Origin of the sequence: Arthrobacter zhangbolii (assembly GCF_022869865.1) — a bacterium.
Classification (GTDB): domain Bacteria; phylum Actinomycetota; class Actinomycetes; order Actinomycetales; family Micrococcaceae; genus Arthrobacter_B; species Arthrobacter_B zhangbolii.
The window spans coordinates 2,633,005-2,648,732 of record NZ_CP094984.1 but is presented as its reverse complement, the minus strand read 5'-3'; the positions used below and the strand labels follow the sequence as shown (position 1 = coordinate 2,648,732).

Below are 15,728 nucleotides of genomic sequence, written 5' to 3'. Positions count from 1 at the left end.
CGGGCTGCCGGCGTTATTCGCCGGCAGCCCGTTCCCGGGCGGCGTCCAGGCGCTCCCGGGCGCCCTGAAGCCATGACTCGCAGCGGCTGGCCAGGTGCTCGCCGCGCTCCCACAGGGCCAGTGATTCCTCCAGGCTGGCGCCGCCGGTTTCGAGCCGTCCCACCACTGCCATCAGTTCGTCGCGGGCCTGCTCGTAGCTCATGGCCTCGATGTCTGCCGGTACTGCCGGTGTTTCACTCATGTCTTGTCCTCAATGCTTGCTGGCGTGCTGTGTCTTGGTGTGAATGGTGTTCGTGGCGGCCCGGACGGGTCCACGGGAGAGTCCGGTCAGCGCGTGCCTTCGGTGGCGGTGAGCTCACCGACTGCCACGCGGATCCTTAGCGGGGCTTCTGCGGGCACCGTGCCTGCGTCGCGTACTACTGAACCGTCCTTCAGCTGCACCACGGCGTAACCGCGGTCCAAGGTGTTCTGCGGCGAAAGCGCGCGAACCTGGGCTCGCAGGTGCCCGATGCGGTCCGTGTCCCGCCGTACTTCGGCGGTCACAGCAGAGAGGGCCCTGCCGCGCAGCCGGGAGATCTCCTCTTCCCGGTACTCGACCATGGAAAGCGGTGCGGCCAGCACCGGCCGGGACCGGATATGGTTCAGCCGGTCCGTTTCCCGGGCAAGCAGCGTCTGAATCACGCGGCGCAGCTGGGCCCGGGACTGCCGGACCCGGGTCAGTTCCTCGCCCACGTCAGGGACAATTCGTTTGGCAGCATCCGTGGGGGTCGAGGCACGCAGGTCGGCGACGTCGTCGAGCAGCGGACGGTCCGCCTCGTGGCCGATGGCACTGACCACAGGGGTGAGCGCGGCGGATACCGCGCGGACCAGGTCCTCGTGGCTGAACGGCAGCAGATCCTCCAGCGATCCGCCGCCGCGCGCGATCACGATGACGTCCACCTCGGGCATGGCATCCAGCTCGGCCAGAGCCCGGCTCACCTCTGCGACGGCGTTGACGCCCTGGACCGCTACCTCGCGTACCTCGAAGGCGACAGCTGGCCAGCGCAGGGCGGCGTTGCGCATCACGTCCTTCATGGCATCGGAGTTGCGGCCGGTGATCAGGCCGATCCGGCCCGGCAGCAGCGGCAGGGGAAGCTTGCGGTCTTCCCGGAACAGGCCTTCGGCGGCCAGTGCCTGCCGCAGCCGTTCGATCCGGGCCAGCAGATCCCCCAGCCCCACGGGCCGGATGTCCCGGGTCTGCATGGACAGCCGCCCGGTTTTCACCCAGAAGTCGGGTTTGACCAGGGCCACCACCCGGGCACCCCGCTCCAAGGGAAGCTCGAGCCTGTTCATCACTGCGCTCCATGCCGTCAGCGACAGCGAAACTTCGGCGTCGACGTCGCGCAGGGTGATGTAGGAGGCGTTGGCACGCCGGTTCAGCTCGATGACCTGGCCTTCCACCCAGGTGGCCGGAGCACGGTCAATGTAGCTCTTCAGGTTCTTGGAGAGCAGTGCCAGCGGCCACGGATTCTCCGGTGAGGTCTGCGCGGCCGTTGCGGGCAGTGTGGTCTTCTCCGGGGTATTCTCGGGACTCAACGGCCCGCTGTCGTCTTGCATCTGGAGGCTCCCGCGGTGGATTGGATGTGGCACTGGAACCGGAGTGGAAACCGGTACAGCTTAATGTGTATCAGGTGCGTCCCCCTGTCCTGCTCCAACCGGACCCCGACGCGGGCCGAAACAGCCGGCATGCCGCCGGACCGCAACAGACAAGGAACCCCCTATGCGCACCCTCGCCTCGGCGATCCTGGGCCTGCTGGCCGTGCTGCTCACAGCCGCTGCCTTCTGCGGAGCCTGGCTTAACACCAACGTCGTGACCGAAAGCGGGTTTGTCGCCCTGGGAGCGCCGCTGGCCGAGGATGAGGCGTTCCAGCGCGAGCTTGCCTCCTCTCTGGCCACGGAGGCTGCCGCCTCTGCCGATGTGCCGGAACCGTTGGCGGACCTGGTGACACCGGTGATCACCTCCGCGGTGGAAAATGTCCAGGCATTGCCGGACTATCCGGAAGCCTGGAGCGAGTCGCTGCGCCGCTCGCATGCGCTCACGTTCTCTGCCGAAAACGGCGGAGAGCCGTCCGGAAACCTGACCCTGGACGTTGCGCCCCTTGTCGGGCTGGTCACGGAAACGGTGGGAAGCGAGCTGAACGTGGATGTTCCCGCCCCGGAGCAGGTGCCGGTGCAGATTGGCGGAGCGGGGCATCCTGACCTGCTGCGCAACGTGGAACGTGCAGGGGAGGCCTGGCCGGTACTGGCTCTGGCCGCCGCCGCGGCAGCGATCCTGGCCCTGCTGACGGCGCGGCGGCGGTCCACAACCTTCGCCCTGATGGGCCTGGGTGCGGCGCTCGCAGGTGCCGTGCTGTGGTTTGGAGCAGAACGGATCCCGGAACAGGTGTCAGCCCAGCAGTTCAGCAGCCCGGTGGCATCGGCTTTCGCCAATGCGTTCGCCGGACAGGCAGCCGCAAGCCTGTCAGCGTGGACGGTGGCCCTGATGCTGGCCGGGGCGGCGGTGTTCGTGGTGGGGCTGCTGCTCCGGGGACTGAGTGCTGCCCGTCGGTAGCTCTGCTGTGAGCGTACCCACCCCGCTGTGGCCCGGCGAGGCAGGGCATACCCGATAGCATGGGTGCATGACCAGCACAGTTGTCTCCGTGCCTATGCCCACCGTGCCCCGGCGGCGCCGCACCCCCGAGGACGTGGCTTCCGCTGCTCCGGTGTACGGGCCCCGGCGTGTCCTGCTGGCGGCGCCACGGGGCTACTGCGCCGGAGTGGACCGCGCAGTGATCGCCGTCGAGAAGGCGCTGGAGGCCTACGGCCCACCCATCTACGTGCGTAAGCAGATTGTCCACAACCTGCATGTGGTCCACACCCTGGAGGAACAGGGCGCCATCTTTGTGGATGAGACCGACGAGGTGCCGGAAGGCGCCCGGCTGATCTTCTCCGCCCACGGAGTCTCACCCGCCGTCGTGCAGTCCGCCAAGGATCGGAACCTGCAGACCATCGATGCCACGTGCCCGCTGGTCACCAAGGTGCACCGCGAAGCAGTGCGCTTTGCCCGCGACGATTTCGACATCCTGCTCATCGGACACGAAGGGCACGAAGAGGTCGAGGGCACCTACGGCGAAGCTCCCGAGCACATGCAGATTGTGAACGGACCCGAAGACGTGGACAAGGTCACCGTCCGGGATCCGGAGAAGGTCATCTGGCTGTCCCAGACCACCCTGAGCGTGGACGAAGCCATGCACACCGTGAACCTGCTCCGGGAACGTTTCCCCACCCTGCAGGATCCGCCCAGCGACGACATTTGCTACGCCACCTCCAACCGCCAGGCGGCCATCAAGAAGATTGCCCCGGAAGCGGATCTGGTGCTGGTGGTGGGGTCGGCGAACTCCTCCAACTCCGTCCGGCTCGTGGAAGTGGCGCTTGAATACGGCGCCAAGGCCTCCTACCGCGTGGACTTTGCCAACGAAGTGGATGAAAGCTGGTTCGAGGGCGTGGCCACCGTGGGTGTCACGTCCGGAGCCTCCGTGCCGGAGAACCTGGTCCAGGATGTGCTGAACCTGCTTGCCGAGTACGGCTACGGCGACGTCGAAGAGGTAGTAACGGCCGAAGAGGACATTATCTTCTCGCTGCCCAAGGAAATCCGGGCCACCCTGAAGGCCATGGGGGATTCCTCCCGCGGGCTTGGCGGCCGCCGCCGTGCCGACGAGTCCTAGCGCCCGGTATCATTTACTAACGTGGCTCTTACTATTGGCATCGTCGGCCTGCCCAACGTCGGCAAATCAACCCTGTTCAATGCGCTGACCCGCAACAACGTGCTGGCGGCGAACTATCCGTTCGCCACCATCGAACCGAATGTCGGCGTCGTCTCGCTTCCGGATCCGCGGCTGGCGAAGCTGGCCGAGATCTTCGGTTCGGCGCGCATCCTCCCGGCAACCGTGTCCTTTGTGGACATTGCCGGCATTGTGAAGGGTGCCTCCGAAGGTGAGGGACTGGGCAACCAGTTCCTGGCCAACATCCGCGAGGCCGAGGCCATTGCCCAGGTTATCCGTGTGTTCGATGACCCCGATGTCATCCACGTGGACGGCAAGGTGGATCCGCGCTCCGACATGGAGACCATCAACACCGAACTGATCCTGGCCGACCTGCAGACGCTGGAAAAGGCGATCCCGCGGGTGGAAAAGGAAGTCAAGATCAAGAAGCGCGAGGCGGCGCAGCTGACCGCCATGCAGGCTGCGCAGGCCGTGCTGGAACGCGGCGACACCATCTTCTCCTCGGTGGAGAAGGACAAGCTGGAGATGGAGCACCTCCGCGAGCTGAGCCTGCTCACCGCCAAGCCGTTCATCTACGTGTTCAACGTGGACGACGCCGTGCTGGGCAACCCGGAGCGCCAGGCCGAACTGCGCGAACTCGTTGCCCCGGCGGACGCCATCTTCCTCGACGCCAAGCTCGAAGCCGACTTGGTGGAGCTGGATGAGGAAGAAGCCCGGGAAATGCTGGAGATGAGCGGTCAGGAAGAGTCCGGCCTGGACAAGCTGGCCCGCGTCGGCTTCCACACCCTGGGCTTGCAGACCTACCTGACGGCCGGTCCCAAGGAAACCCGTGCATGGACCATCCGCAAGGGCGACACCGCACCGCAGGCGGCCGGCGTGATCCACTCCGACTTCCAGCGCGGCTTCATCAAGGCTGAAGTAGTGTCCTTCGATGACCTGGTGGAAGCCGGTTCCATGGCCGAAGCCAAGTCCCGCGGCAAGGTCCGCATCGAAGGCAAGGAATACGTTATGGCCGACGGCGACGTGGTGGAGTTTAGGTTCAATGTTTAGTTCCTGATTATGGGACTCGGAGGGGGCTGTTGAGAACACATGTTCTCAACGACCCCTTCTCGCTTGTCCCTTGGTAGCTTGAACCGATGAAGCAAACGATGGCCGAGTTGTCCTCGAAGGACGACGACTAGTTTCAGCCAGGACACGGTGCTGGCATCTACCCTGCGAACTCAAAGTCGATGGTGATCTCGGGATCGACGGTTGCGATGATCCCGGAGCGGAACACCTTGGTCTGCTCTTTCAACGCTGCTTCATTTTCGCCGATGTACTTCTGCTTGTTATCGTCGCCGAGAATGTTGTTGATCATGCGAAGTTGAACGGCTGACGGGTGCCAGCCAGCTAAGCGCGTTGTTGCTCTCGAGGGTGTCCTCGAACACAGGAGGGTCAAAGCCGATGCCGATGATTCAGGAATAGTTGGCTCGGGTGTCGGGGTATCCTAACTATAGTCAGGATCCACAAGCAGCATGGGATTTGGGTAGTCAATATGGCGTATAAGGAAAGATATCTGAAAGCAGTAGAGCATCGGCGATCTGGTCTTTTCGGATTATCTCATAATTGGGAGTATGCGCTTATTGACGATCAAGGCCGAGAGATACACCTGGATACAGTCGAATTACTTAAAGCGCTCGTTCCTGATAAAGACCACTCACGAACCGATGCCTATATGTGCCTCGATAAGGCCAAGGAACTCTTTCTCCAGAATCGTTCGGACTGGGTAGGCTATCCTTCAGGGGCTGTGAGTTTCTTGAAGGGCAATGAACGTACCGTCTTCTGACCTAAAGCAACGTCAGTCCCACGCCAGTATCGAGCTGGTACCGGAACAGTGGGGGTGCTCACAACAAGCTTTCTCGAAATGCGCTAGCGTGACCGGCATGGACCGTAGAAACCTGGATATCTCCGATGCCGCAACGCTTATGACCTTGCTGCATCCTGGGAAGCGCCCCTCGACGCTCCGGACGCTGCTGCCGGGGTGGGACATGTTGCAGGCCGACGTCCCTTCGCGGGAACGGATGGAGACGGCAATGTCGATCCTGGTCGGTTCCGGTCTGGCTGAAGTGGACTCGTCGTGGGGGATGCTGCTCACGGCGGAGGGGGAACGGATCAGGCGGTCCATCAAGGGGGCTCAGGGAATGCGGATGATTCCGGGTGCTATCGGCGAAATCCTGGCAGGACGACGGCTGGACCGTGCTCCGTTGGCCCTGCCCCAGCCGGTCTTTGATGCGGCGCGCGAGGACTATTTCGACGCCGCCCGACGCAGGGCAGAGCGTGCACAAAAGCGCCGGTCACGGCACCGCTGGTGGTGGCCGGACCTCAGCGCACCCTGACGTTCACATTGACGGGCTTGCGTAGGGCCGCACGAGTCTGTGCACCTTCGTGTCGCACGGTCCCAATCATCGCGCCCTGCATCGCTGCGTTGACCACGGTGCCGAGAGCCATGAGCTTACGCGTCTGCTGTGCTTCCGCCAGTTGCCAGGCCTGCAGGTTTTCCATCCGCTGACGGTAACGTTCGGTCTCGTAGAGGTTGATCGCATCGTGAATGGTGCTGGCCCGGTGATCGCGCACCAGTTGGAGGCAGAAGCCGACTGCTTCGTCATAAAGGTAGGCCTGAGGGAACCGGTTGCCGATGTCCGAGGCAAAGTCACGGCTGGCCTGGGTGAGTTGGGCATCCACTCGCTGCTCGTCAGCCGATACGGCCTGGTTGTGCGTCACTCGCTGCTGATTGATCTGTTCTGTCCGGGCGTGCAGCCGGGGAAGAACGAGCCTGTTGCGAACGAGCCAGATGGCCGATGCCAAGGCGAGGGCAACCGGGCTTGCGAGAATGGCGACGCTGAGCGGCTGGATATTCGAGTAGAAGATTTGTCCTTGTGCATACGCATCAGCTTTCGCCCATGCCTGAATGATCGGCGTCCCGATTGCGGTAAGAAGGACCACGAGACCAACAGTCAACAGCACTAATGGCAGGATTCCCCACTTCGGATTGAGTGGCTCCAGCGGCTGGTAACGTTGCGCGATCGTCCCCTTCTCCTGTAACCGTGCGTCAATGTATCGCAGCAGATTTTGGAGATGCGAAAGAAAGCCTTCAAGCTGGGCCCTGGCGTCACCGTTTTGGTGAGTGTTTTCCACGAGAGTTCCTTTTCCAGCGCCGGCGTCAGCGCAGCTAATGTTCCGTTCAAGGGATCCCGTTCGGTTTCCGCTTGTCGATGTATTTCTTCAGGTAGATCCGTCCACATACGTATATGTCGGTACGGGAAACGAAACAGTTCGCAGTTGCCGGTCGCCGTCACTGTATTGTGACCCGATTCAGGACGTTTGGCGCAGGGCAGGCCCTGGAATAACCGGCAGCCCTTGCACACGAGCGCCGGCGACGCGAAGAATCAGTGTATGGGCCGGCTCACCTTCAGTATCAACGTCACCCTTGACGGTTGTATCGACCACCGGGCGGGCATTGTCGACGACGAGACACACGCGCACTTCACTGCCCTCCTGGACGAGGCCGGCGCCATGCTCTGGGGCCGCACCACGTACGAAATGATGGAGGACTATTGGCCGCTGGTTGCCAGTGGGGAGGTGAAAGCACCGCCGGCAATGCGGGACTGGGCCCTCACGCTGGAAAACAAACCCAAGTACGTGGTGTCCGCGACGCGCAGCGACTTCCCGTGGAATAACAGCCACCACATCGAAGGGGATCTGCGGACGGCAATACTGGACCTCAAGGACAGGACCCCGGACGGTGTTCTTCTCGGCAGCGGCATGCTGGCGTCCGGTCTGGACCGGCTGGACCTGGTTGATGAGTACATTTTCCTCGTCCACCCCAGAATTACCGGCCACGGTCCCACCCTGTACGGGGGCCTTCTCAACAGCACCCGCAGTCTCGAACTGATCTCCGCTGAACCGATGGGCAATGGTGCCATCTCGGTGCACTACCGGCGGGCTGGCTAATGGCAGGGAAGACCACCGGTAAATAGTGAAGGCCAGGCCCGACGGGCCTGGCCTTCACTATTTCGCGGGGCTACGCCGGGGTACCGGCTTCAGTCTGCGCAGTTTCACCGCGCGAACGCAGGTACGTTGCGATCGCCAGGCGGTTGACCGCGGACCGGCTTACGATGCCGATGGGACGGGAATCAGCCCCGTTGACCACCGGAACCTTCTTGAGCCGCGCGTCGGACAGGGCAGCCACAGCGTCACTGAGCGATGCGCCGGCGTCGAGAGTGACGACGTCGTGCGTTGCGAGCCGCATGACGTTCAGGTTCGCCAGATCGGACATGGCCTGTTCCAAATCGTCCTCGGCCCCGATGGCGTAGGAGTAGATCGACGTCGAGGACGGGTGGGTTGCCGAGAGATAGCGCAGGACGTCGCCGTCGGACAGGAAGCCTGCCAGCGTGCCGTCCGCGTTGAGAACCGGTGCTCCCGAGATACCGCGCTCAGCGAAGGTCCGGAGGGCGTCGAGGACGGACTGTTCCGAGGACAGGGCGTACACGTCGGACTTCATGAGCGTATCCAGGGCGGAAGCCGGGTGCTGCACACTTTCAGTGCTGCGGCGTGAGCGCACCGAACGGTAGGCCAGGAACGCGAGGAGGATGCCGAGAAGCGAGGTGGCGACCACGAAGGCGACGGCGCCGTGGAACCCGGCCAGCAGCGAATCAGTGTCGCTGATCCCGGTACCGGCTTTCGCCGCAATCACTGCGCCGTAGATACCGGTGGCGAGCGAGGTACCCACGCAGCCGGCGATCTGGAAGCTGGTGGAGACAATCGTGACGCCGTGCGGGCTGGTCTCACGGTCGAGGTTGGACAGCGCGAACGTCTGCGCAGGCCCGACGACGAATGCCGTTGCCAGCACTGCCGGAACGTAGAGGATGCCGAAGATCCAGACCGACGAGTGGCCCGCAGCAACACCGACGAGCGTGACGAAGACCGCCATAACGAGGAACCCGAGCGGAATGGACCAGCGGCCGCCGTGCCGGTCGAACATGCGGCCGGCAATCGGTCCCATGCCTACGGTGAGGAGGATGCCGGGGGCGAGGGTGAGCGAGGCGCCCAGCGGCGGCATGTCCAGCGCGCCCTGGAGGAACAGCGGGATAACCACGTTCATGGCGAAGACGAAGACCAGGCCGAGCATCGTCATCAGTACACCGAGCACAAAAGGTGCGTTGGAGAACGGGCGCATGTCGATCAGCGGATTAGCGATGCGGCGCTGACGGAGGACGAACAGCCACATGGCGAGCAATCCAACGATGCCGGCGATACCTGCGTAAAGGGCAGATCCCTCGAAGGCGCTGGATACGCCGTAGAGGATCCCGACCAGACCGGCAGCAACAAGAATGAACGAGAGAATGTCGAGAACCGGCCGGCCCAGCTCAGCGGCGTTCCGCACAACGAAGGCACCGGCGAGGAGCACGGCGAGGGTGAGGCCGCCGAATACCCACATCAGCGTGGTCCAGGGAGCGACGGTCAGAATGGCGCCGGACAGGACGATGGCCAGCGACGGGCCGAGGGTGGTCATCGCCGCCATAATGCCCATGTTGAGCCCCAGCTTTTCGCGGGGCGACACGGCAAGCGTGATGTTCATGCCGATGGGGGTGAGCAGACCGGTTCCGATGGCCTGCAGCAAGCGGGCAATCAGCAGCACTTCGAAGGTGGGCGCAAGGGCTCCCACCACCGATCCGACAACCATGATGGCGACGACGGCGACGAACAGCGGTCTGGTGGGGAACCGGTGGTACAGAACGTTGGCGACGGGTACGAACACGGCTGCGACAAGCAGGTAACCCGTGGTCAGCCACTGAACGGTACTGATGTTGACGCCGAAGTCCTGCATGATCGGCGTGAAGGCTACGTTGAGGAACGTCTCGTTGAAGGTGGCGAGGAACGCAGCGGCCGCTGCGACCGCGATCATTCCACCTGCGCGTCCCTTGATATCGGGACGGGAAATTGAAGAGGGCGCCATGGAGTCTCCTGACAGTCGGCGGTGTGGAGGCGATCGACCGTGCCGTGTCAGAAGGTACTTTTTGCAGTGCCCCGCGTGTCGTGTCATCGATGCCGTGATGGCCATAGGCCGCATCAATCTTAGCAGGTCACCGGCCCGGGGCTCGGGCGTCGTGGGCCGTATGCGGCCCGTCAATGCCGGGGCGGGGCCGCAACTTATCGCGGGTTTATCCGGCGCTGCTCCAGAGAAGGTAGGCCTCGGCGAGCTCTCCCGGGACACCGGGAGCCGCGTCGCGGATGGCCGGCGCCTGCGGGCGGGTAATGGTGGCCACCGCCACAATGACCCCGGGGGCAGTGATGCTCGTCCGCACGGCATTGGTGCGCTTCAGAATCGTCAGCAGCTCTTCCAAGGCGTCGAGTGCGGGCTGTTGGATCTGCACGAGCGGCGATGCGCCTGCTGCGTCTGTTCCTGCACCGGCCTGCAGGACAAGACCATCGGTCAGGGCTCCGAGTTCCATCTCCATCAACCTGGCCAGCAAGCCCTTCCAGGCCTCCGCCGGGTCCTTTGCGGCAGCGGCGCGGGCCTCGGCAACGATCGCCAGGATCTCCCGGACCATATCCTCGATCACCGCCCGGATCAGGTCGTCCCGGGACGGGAAGTTCCGGTAGAGCGTCGCAATACCAACGCCGCTGGCAGCGGCCACTGCTTCCAAGGCAACGTCACCGCCTCGCGCGGCAAACACATGTCTCGCATGGCCGATGATCGCTTCTCTTCGCTGTACAGCGTCGGCTCGCATCCATGCCTCCCTCAAGTTGACCCTCAGTCTAAACCGGAGGAATATCGTCCATGTAAGCGGAGGAAATACCTCCGGAAAGAAGAAGGAACCATGTCATCCCTCCCGCCGTCCTCCGGCTCGCATCGAAAGCACGCGGCCGTGTGGGCCGGCCTGACCCTCGGGCTCTCCGTCATTCTGCTGGCGCTGCTGATGCTGTTCATCTCACCCTCGCTCCACTCCGGGCCGCGGGATCTGGCCCTTGGCGTGGTGGGATCCCAGGACCGGGCAGCATCGGTCGCCGAGACGCTGGAGGACCAGTCACCGGGTGCCTTCACGGTGCAGTCCTACGGGAGCGCAGATGAGCTCCAGGAAGGAATCCGGGACCGGGAGATTGTCGGCGGGTTCGACTTCACGGATCCGGATATGACCGTCTATGTTGCCAGTGCCGGTTCCACGGCGGTGTCAGGAACGGTCAGCAACGTCGGGGCCACAATGGCGGGCGGCATGGGACAGACAGCGGAGATCGTAGACGTGGTTCCGCTTCCCCCGGGCGACCCCACCGGCGTGGGCATCGGAGGGCTGGCCTTTCCGCTGGTGTTCGGCGGCATTGTGCCGGCCGTGGCGTTCCGCTCAATGCTGTCCGGGCAGCGCTGGTGGATCTTTGCCGGGCTTACCGGTTTTTCCGTGGCGGGGGGATTTGTTGTCGCCGCGGTCCTCAAATATCTGTTCGGCAGCATCGAGGGACCGCTGGTTCCGGTCGCGGCAAGTGTGGCGCTGGGTATCGCCGCGCTGGCACTGCCGCTGGCCGGTCTCAACGAGTGTTTTGGCACAAAAGGTTTCACCATCGCGGCTATGTCCATGATGTTTGTTGGCAATCCCTTTGCCGGCATTGCCACCAGCGCCCAGTGGCTTCCGGGCGGGGTTGCAGTAATTGGCCAGCTCCTACCTCCCGGCGCTGCCGGTACGCTTGTGCGCTCCGTTGCCTACTTTGGCGGCGTCGGCGGCGGGGCCGCGGCCCTGACCCTGGGGATCTGGGTCCTCGCAGGCGCGGCACTGTGGTTCAGCGGACCGTCCATTAAGGCATTCCGGGCCCGCAAAGAGAAAGAGGCTGTACCCGCGGGGAATTGATGCGCAGGTCATAATTCCAAAAGCACCTAGGATGAACCCATGTTTGAATGGGTTTCCGGCGCGTGGTCCTACAGTTTCGCATTATTGCTAAGTGCGTCCGCCGGAGTGGTCGCTGAGAAATTCCTCAATATATCCGGCAGGCTGGTCCAGCCGCTCTGGTATAAAACCTTTGGCCGAATCCACCGGCAACGCCGGCTTCGCAGGGAAACCCGGCTCCTCGGTTCCGGAGAAACCTTTGCCGTGGGCGCGGCCAAACATGAGATCTACGTCAGGCAGTTTGCCGTGGACGGTTTCCGCCCGGAGCATCTGTTCTCCGCAACTCTGCCTGCACAGTCTGCCGGTGGACTTGTTGACAGGTTGCCAACGAGGCTGCAGCCAGGCGGAGCTGCGGATCTGGAACGGATGATCGAGGATAAACGCAGGGAGCTGGACGCCGCACCGGGAGCCTGGAACGCTGAGATGCTTGCGCTGCGCCGGTTGGAGGTCTCGCGGGTGGGTTCCCACGAGTTGCCTGCATTAAAACTCCACTACGCGAAAACCGATTATGCGTCCTTCCAGGTGATCTCCTCGGAATGGGAGAAGCGCTTCGCTGAAGGCCTGGCGGGTGGTGAAATCCTTGGTGAAGAATTACTGGACGTACTGCCGGGCCTGTCGCATTCCTTTGGCATTAACCTGACCATTGAAACGGCAGATGATCATCTGCTCCTCACCCGTCGGAGTGCGAAAACCTCCGGCGGCCGCAACCTGCGGCACATCTCGGTCAATGAAGGCATGGCGTTGATGGACCTGGACCCCAAAACCGGGCTTCCGGATCCCTACCGCACGGCATTGCGGGGAATCTCAGAGGAACTCGGAATCGATCTTGAGAATGAACCGGATATTCGTAACCGGATCACGTTCCACGGCCTTATCTGCGACGTCACCCGGTATGAATGGGCCCTGCTGGGTCACGTCAATCTGACCCAGACGGGGTGGACCAACGCGTCCTTCATCGCGGCCCGTCGGCTCGGCATGGGCCCGGATGACTGGGAATCGAACGGACTCGATTTCATCCCGATGACGAAGGCGGCCGTTGAAGAGGCGCTCCGGGATGACGCGGAGTGGGTAGGGCACGGCTATATGAACCTCGTGTTGTCCGCGATGCACCGTCTCCGCAGCGACCACCGGGCCATCCTCGCGGCGGTCCGCTCGGCCTTGGTCTGAAGTCACCGCCCGCCTGAGGTGCCCGGCCTCCTAGCTGCTGACTCCAAAGGCCTTCCCCACGGTGGAGTCATCGGTAAGGGTGTGCAGCATGAACGCAGCGAGGTCCCGGCGCGGGATCGACCCGCCGAGCTGGCCGGCGTCGGTGGTTTCCAGTGCCTTCCACTTACCGGCGGGTTCCTTGTCAGTCAGCCCGGTGGGCCGGATGATGGTCCAGGCCAGCCCCGAATCCTTCACCGCAGCTTCCTGCTCGTTGTGGTCCGCCAGAGCCTTCGCGAGCACCGCTTTCATTACCAGCCGGAACGGCGCGGGCAGCTGGGAACCCGAGTCCCCGGCACCCAGGGAAGACTGCACCAACAGCCGGTTCACGCCCTGTTCCTGCATGGCCGTGATGACAGTCCTGGTGACTTCGGCACGCTGACGGGAAACACCTTTGGCGCCGCCAACGGTGACGACGACGGCGTCCGCCCCGGACACGGCGCGCGCGGCAGCCGCAGGATCGGTGGCATTGCCGGTAAGCACGGTCACGCCGTCTGTGGCCGTCCCGCTTCGGGAGAGGACAGTCACCTCGTGGCCTGCTGTGCGGGCGAGGTCCGCCAACTGTGCGCCAGTGCCCTTTGACCCGCCGATAATCGTGATCTTCACTGAATCCTCTATTCCCGTTGTCGGGCGCGCGGTGCACCTGCGCTGCGATTTTACCGCGGGCCGGACCCCTCACCGGTGCGCACAACCCGCGCACGGTTCCGGGGTGCAGCCCGCACTCTACGGGGTGGGCATTGTGGTTGTGACACCGGTAAAACAGCGGACAAGTGTCACACCAAACAGGCAAATGTGACATGTCATTGCATGTAATCCGCCGCCGGTATGCCAAATTGTTACCAGCCGCTTTGATGCGCTTTAATCCCATGTGGGGAGCGTCTTTCGTTGCCGGCCGATGGTGACAGATGCCCCTGTGTCAGGGCGGCACCCCTACTTTGTTACCGCCGCGAATCAACTTGGGCTTATGCTGTTGGCTTTGTGAGTCGGTTCACCATTTGGCGGAGCCGCAACACCGGCGTAACAACGCCGGAACCGAACAGAACTTAGGAGGCGGAATGCGCGTCACACGCACTTCCAAAATGCTGAGCGTAGCGGCTGTTGCCGCACTCGCGCTGAGCGCCTGCGGTGGAGGATCCGACGAATCGGCCGAAGGCTCCGGTGAAGGCGACAACACCGCAATCATTACTGCCAATGGCACCGAACCGCAGAACCCGCTGATGCCGGTCAACACCAACGAAGTTGGCGGCGGACGCATCATGGACCTTCTCTTCGAGGGCCTGGTCAGCTACGACGCTGACGGCAACACGGTCAACGAGCTGGCCGAGTCCATCGAGACCGAAGATTCCCAGACCTACACCATCAAGGTGAAGGCGGACCAGAAGTTCACCAACGGTGACCCGGTAACCGCCAAGTCCTTTGTGGATGCCTGGAACTTCGGTGCCGCTGCCAAGAACGCCCAGCTGAACTCGTACTTCTTCGAGAGCATCGAAGGCTATGACGAGGTCAGCGCTGAAGGTGCCACGGCAGACACCATGAGCGGCCTGACGGTTGTCGATGACAACACGTTCACCGTCAAGCTGAGCCAGCCGGAGTCTGACTTCCCGCAGCGCCTCGGCTACACGGCCTTCTTCCCGCTGCCTGCTGCAGCCCTCGAGGATCCGGCCGCCTTCGGCGAAAAGCCCGTCGGCAACGGTCCGTACATGCTCGACGGCGACGATGCCTGGCAGCACGAGGTCCAGATTGACCTCGTTGCAAACCCGGATTACACCGGAACCCGTGTCCCGCAGAACGGCGGAGTGACCTTCAAGTTCTACTCCTCCTTCGATGCTGCCTACGCAGACCTGCAGTCGGACAACCTGGACATCCTGGACACCATGCCGAACGCGGCACTGAAGACGTTCAAGACCGATCTGGGTGAGGGCCGCTACTCCGAGAAGGCTTACGCCGGTAACCAGACCATCACCATCCCGGGCTACCTGCCCGAGTTCTCCGGTGAGGCCGGCCAGCTGCGCCGCCAGGCCATCTCCATGGCCATCGACCGGGAAGAGATCACCTCGGTGGTCTTCTCCGGTTCCCGTGAACCGGCCAAGGAATTCACCGCTCCGGTGATCGAGGGCTACAGCGACAGCATCCCCGGTGAAGAGGTGCTGGAGTTCAACCCCGAGAAGGCCAAGGAGCTGTGGGAGCAGGCCGAGAAGATCGAGCCCTGGCCCGCTGACAAGCCCTTCACCATCGGCTACAACGCTGACGCCAACCACAAGGAGTGGGTGGACGCAGTAGCCAACGGCCTGAAGAACAACCTCGGCATCAACGCCGAAGGCAAGCCCTACGCAACGTTCAAGGAACTGCGCGCAGACGCAACTGCCAAGACGCTCGCCGGCGCCATCCGCACCGGCTGGCAGGCAGACTACCCGTCGCTGAACAACTTCCTCGGCCCGCTGTACGGCACCGGGGCGGGCTCCAACGACGGTGACTACTCCAGCGAAGAGTTCGACAACCTCCTGAGCGAAGGCCTCGCGGCTTCCACTCCTGAAGAGGGTGCCGAGATCTTCAACCAGGCACAGGAAGTCCTGCTCAAGGACCTCCCCGTTATCCCGCTGTGGTACCAGGTGGCTCAGTCCGGCTGGAGCAACAACGTGGAGAACGTTGAAACCGGCTGGAACGGCGTCCCGGTCTACTACAACGTCACGGCCAAGTAGCCTCATCTAGACCGACCGATCCGGGGCCCGGCCAGAAGGCCGGGCCCCGGCTTGTATTCGGGTTCTTACCAAGAACAGGTATACAAACATGCGAGACCTAAATCCCCCCCAGC

Annotated in this window: 15 protein-coding genes; 8 read left to right on the top strand and 7 right to left on the bottom strand. The window is 63.2% G+C overall.

All coding sequences use genetic code 11. The features are described from left to right. Positions 1 to 13: 13 nt before the first annotated feature. Both MUK71_RS12250 and xseA read right to left on the bottom strand, forming a co-directional pair. The gene (locus tag MUK71_RS12250; protein ID WP_227903715.1) at positions 14 to 241 is read right to left on the bottom strand and encodes an exodeoxyribonuclease VII small subunit; all 228 of its coding nucleotides are present in this window, start codon (positions 239 to 241) and stop codon (positions 14 to 16) included. Positions 242 to 327: 86 nt separating this feature from the next. Next, positions 328 to 1,596: an exodeoxyribonuclease VII large subunit gene (gene xseA / locus MUK71_RS12245; protein WP_227903714.1), complete on the bottom strand. Its 1,269-nt coding sequence runs from the start codon at positions 1,594 to 1,596 to the stop codon at positions 328 to 330. A 163-nt stretch (positions 1,597 to 1,759) separates the two neighbouring features. On the opposite strand from xseA, the gene MUK71_RS12240 reads away from it, so the two are divergent. From MUK71_RS12240 to ychF, 3 genes are all read left to right on the top strand, one after another. Beyond that, positions 1,760 to 2,590 (top strand): hypothetical protein, encoded by an 831-nt coding sequence (locus MUK71_RS12240; RefSeq protein WP_227928831.1) that lies wholly within the window; start codon positions 1,760 to 1,762, stop codon positions 2,588 to 2,590. A gap of 67 nt (positions 2,591 to 2,657) precedes the next feature. Beyond that, complete coding sequence (locus MUK71_RS12235) at positions 2,658 to 3,743, top strand: 4-hydroxy-3-methylbut-2-enyl diphosphate reductase (RefSeq protein ID WP_227928832.1); 1,086 nt, start codon at positions 2,658 to 2,660, stop codon at positions 3,741 to 3,743. A 21-nt stretch (positions 3,744 to 3,764) separates the two neighbouring features. Beyond that, complete coding sequence (ychF, locus tag MUK71_RS12230) at positions 3,765 to 4,850, top strand: redox-regulated ATPase YchF (RefSeq protein WP_227903709.1); 1,086 nt, start codon at positions 3,765 to 3,767, stop codon at positions 4,848 to 4,850. A gap of 157 nt (positions 4,851 to 5,007) precedes the next feature. On the opposite strand, the gene MUK71_RS12225 is transcribed toward ychF, so the two are convergent. Continuing rightward, the gene (locus tag MUK71_RS12225; protein ID WP_227928833.1) at positions 5,008 to 5,157 is read right to left on the bottom strand and encodes a hypothetical protein; all 150 of its coding nucleotides are present in this window, start codon (positions 5,155 to 5,157) and stop codon (positions 5,008 to 5,010) included. A 565-nt stretch (positions 5,158 to 5,722) separates the two neighbouring features. Here MUK71_RS12225 and MUK71_RS12220 point away from each other — a divergent pair. Then, positions 5,723 to 6,175, top strand: coding sequence for a hypothetical protein (locus MUK71_RS12220; RefSeq protein WP_227928834.1), 453 nt, complete (start codon positions 5,723 to 5,725; stop codon positions 6,173 to 6,175). On the opposite strand, the gene MUK71_RS12215 is transcribed toward MUK71_RS12220, so the two are convergent. Further along, entirely contained in the window at positions 6,162 to 6,974 is an 813-nt protein-coding gene (locus MUK71_RS12215) for a hypothetical protein (protein ID WP_227928835.1), read from the bottom strand. The genes MUK71_RS12220 and MUK71_RS12215 overlap by 14 nt on opposite strands. 258 nt (positions 6,975 to 7,232) lie before the next feature. Here MUK71_RS12215 and MUK71_RS12210 point away from each other — a divergent pair, with 258 nt between their 5' ends. Continuing rightward, a complete protein-coding gene (locus MUK71_RS12210) occupies positions 7,233 to 7,790 on the top strand; it encodes a dihydrofolate reductase family protein (protein ID WP_227903702.1) in 558 nt (185 codons plus the stop codon). Positions 7,791 to 7,860: 70 nt separating this feature from the next. Here MUK71_RS12210 and MUK71_RS12205 read toward each other — a convergent pair whose 3' ends face one another. Both MUK71_RS12205 and MUK71_RS12200 read right to left on the bottom strand, forming a co-directional pair. Next, a complete protein-coding gene (locus tag MUK71_RS12205) occupies positions 7,861 to 9,795 on the bottom strand; it encodes an MFS transporter (RefSeq protein ID WP_227903701.1) in 1,935 nt (644 codons plus the stop codon). Positions 9,796 to 10,000: 205 nt separating this feature from the next. Then, positions 10,001 to 10,570: a TetR/AcrR family transcriptional regulator gene (locus tag MUK71_RS12200; RefSeq protein ID WP_227903700.1), complete on the bottom strand. Its 570-nt coding sequence runs from the start codon at positions 10,568 to 10,570 to the stop codon at positions 10,001 to 10,003. Between the two features lie 90 nt (positions 10,571 to 10,660). Here MUK71_RS12200 and MUK71_RS12195 point away from each other — a divergent pair, with 90 nt between their 5' ends. Then, on the top strand, positions 10,661 to 11,677 hold the full coding sequence (locus MUK71_RS12195; protein WP_227903698.1) for a hypothetical protein: 1,017 nt from the start codon (positions 10,661 to 10,663) through the stop codon (positions 11,675 to 11,677). A gap of 39 nt (positions 11,678 to 11,716) precedes the next feature. Further along, a complete protein-coding gene (locus tag MUK71_RS12190) occupies positions 11,717 to 12,880 on the top strand; it encodes a hypothetical protein (protein ID WP_227928836.1) in 1,164 nt (387 codons plus the stop codon). 30 nt (positions 12,881 to 12,910) lie between these two features. On the opposite strand, the gene MUK71_RS12185 is transcribed toward MUK71_RS12190, so the two are convergent. Then, positions 12,911 to 13,522 (bottom strand): NAD(P)-dependent oxidoreductase, encoded by a 612-nt coding sequence (locus MUK71_RS12185; RefSeq protein ID WP_227928837.1) that lies wholly within the window; start codon positions 13,520 to 13,522, stop codon positions 12,911 to 12,913. Positions 13,523 to 13,971: 449 nt separating this feature from the next. Between MUK71_RS12185 and MUK71_RS12180 the strand changes: the two genes are divergently transcribed. After that, the gene (locus tag MUK71_RS12180) at positions 13,972 to 15,615 is read left to right on the top strand and encodes a peptide ABC transporter substrate-binding protein (RefSeq protein ID WP_227903692.1); all 1,644 of its coding nucleotides are present in this window, start codon (positions 13,972 to 13,974) and stop codon (positions 15,613 to 15,615) included. Positions 15,616 to 15,728 lie beyond the last annotated feature (113 nt).

What these genes read in the sequence shown, in the direction of transcription:
- MUK71_RS12250 (WP_227903715.1), bottom strand. Translation starts at nt 241, where the DNA reads ATGAGTGAAACACCGGCAGTACCGGCAGACATCGAGGCCATGAGCTAC.
- xseA (WP_227903714.1), bottom strand. Translation starts at nt 1,596, where the DNA reads ATGCAAGACGACAGCGGGCCGTTGAGTCCCGAGAATACCCCGGAGAAG.
- MUK71_RS12240 (WP_227928831.1), top strand. Translation starts at nt 1,760, where the DNA reads ATGCGCACCCTCGCCTCGGCGATCCTGGGCCTGCTGGCCGTGCTGCTC.
- MUK71_RS12235 (WP_227928832.1), top strand. Translation starts at nt 2,658, where the DNA reads ATGACCAGCACAGTTGTCTCCGTGCCTATGCCCACCGTGCCCCGGCGG.
- MUK71_RS12225 (WP_227928833.1), bottom strand. Translation starts at nt 5,157, where the DNA reads ATGATCAACAACATTCTCGGCGACGATAACAAGCAGAAGTACATCGGC.
- MUK71_RS12220 (WP_227928834.1), top strand. Translation starts at nt 5,723, where the DNA reads ATGGACCGTAGAAACCTGGATATCTCCGATGCCGCAACGCTTATGACC.
- MUK71_RS12210 (WP_227903702.1), top strand. Translation starts at nt 7,233, where the DNA reads ATGGGCCGGCTCACCTTCAGTATCAACGTCACCCTTGACGGTTGTATC.
- MUK71_RS12205 (WP_227903701.1), bottom strand. Translation starts at nt 9,795, where the DNA reads ATGGCGCCCTCTTCAATTTCCCGTCCCGATATCAAGGGACGCGCAGGT.
- MUK71_RS12200 (WP_227903700.1), bottom strand. Translation starts at nt 10,570, where the DNA reads ATGCGAGCCGACGCTGTACAGCGAAGAGAAGCGATCATCGGCCATGCG.
- MUK71_RS12195 (WP_227903698.1), top strand. Translation starts at nt 10,661, where the DNA reads ATGTCATCCCTCCCGCCGTCCTCCGGCTCGCATCGAAAGCACGCGGCC.
- MUK71_RS12190 (WP_227928836.1), top strand. Translation starts at nt 11,717, where the DNA reads ATGTTTGAATGGGTTTCCGGCGCGTGGTCCTACAGTTTCGCATTATTG.
- MUK71_RS12180 (WP_227903692.1), top strand. Translation starts at nt 13,972, where the DNA reads ATGCGCGTCACACGCACTTCCAAAATGCTGAGCGTAGCGGCTGTTGCC.